This is a genomic window from Segeticoccus rhizosphaerae (assembly GCF_009192725.1).
Taxonomy (GTDB): Bacteria; Actinomycetota; Actinomycetes; order Actinomycetales; family Dermatophilaceae; genus Segeticoccus; species Segeticoccus rhizosphaerae.
Map to the genome: position 1 here is coordinate 1 of NZ_VOHR01000631.1, position 895 is coordinate 895.

Below are 895 nucleotides of genomic sequence, written 5' to 3' on the forward strand. Positions count from 1 at the left end.
CGGCAGGCCGACGGCGGTGGGTGCCGCAGCGGCTCCCGACGCCGCGCCCAGGCCGGCGACGCCGACTCCGAGTGCCAGGGCGAGGACCGCGGAACGGGCACGGTGTGGGTGACGGGGCAGGGCGTGCATCTCGACCTCCATGGCGTGACCATGGTCCGGCCAGTCACCGGGCCACCCGTCAGTGTGCCACCGATGCCGGCTCGCGCAACGGCTCAGTCGCCGGAGGGTGCCGCCGGCACGATCTCGCAGTCGGAGCTGGGCACCACCAGGCCCTCGTGCCCGTCGTCGAACCGGACGACGTAGGGAGGACCGCCGTCAGCCCCTCTGACCTCGATGATCTCGCCTTCCTTGGTGGGCTCGCCCACCTGCCGGCCGTGGATCCGTAGACGCTCTCCGGGGCTCGCGCGCATACCTCTCACCTCCGCAACCTCCAGCGTAGGCGCGACGAGCGCGCCGCGCACCACCTCCGGAGCTCCGGTCTGACGCCAGCCACGCCGAGCCCGCCGACCACCGCACCAGCCACGGACCGGGCTCGCCTCGCGACGTGTCACCCCTCGCGGGTAACCTGCGGCCAGTCAGCCAGGGGAGGCACCGCAGTGGGAGTCCACGTCACCAGCACGAGCTACGGCAGGCCCGCCCTCCGGGCCCTGCACGACCTGGTCGCCGTGGCCAAACGGGACGACCCGATGGCACCGGTCACGGTCCTCGTCCCCACCAACGTCGTGGGCATCGTCGCGCGCCGCCACCTCGCCCGCGGAGTCGACGGCCGCACCGGTGTCGCGGGCCTCTTCGTCACCACGCTTCCCCGCCTCGCCGAGCAGCTCGCCGCCCCGGCGCTGACCGCGCAGCAGCGTCGTCCCGCCACCCGACCGGTGACCGCCGCCGCGATCCGCAC

Annotated in this window: 2 protein-coding genes; one reads left to right on the plus strand and one right to left on the minus strand. The window is 74.3% G+C overall.

What is annotated here, in order from left to right; translation table 11 throughout:
* Window positions 1-212: 212 nt before the first annotated feature.
* A complete protein-coding gene (locus tag FRW57_RS22200) occupies window positions 213-410 on the minus strand; it encodes a DUF1918 domain-containing protein (protein ID WP_137123418.1) in 198 nt (65 codons plus the stop codon).
* Window positions 411-596: 186 nt separating this feature from the next.
* Here FRW57_RS22200 and FRW57_RS22205 point away from each other — a divergent pair.
* Window positions 597-895 (plus strand): hypothetical protein (locus FRW57_RS22205; protein ID WP_152187101.1); only part of this gene is annotated, 299 nt, incomplete at its 3' end.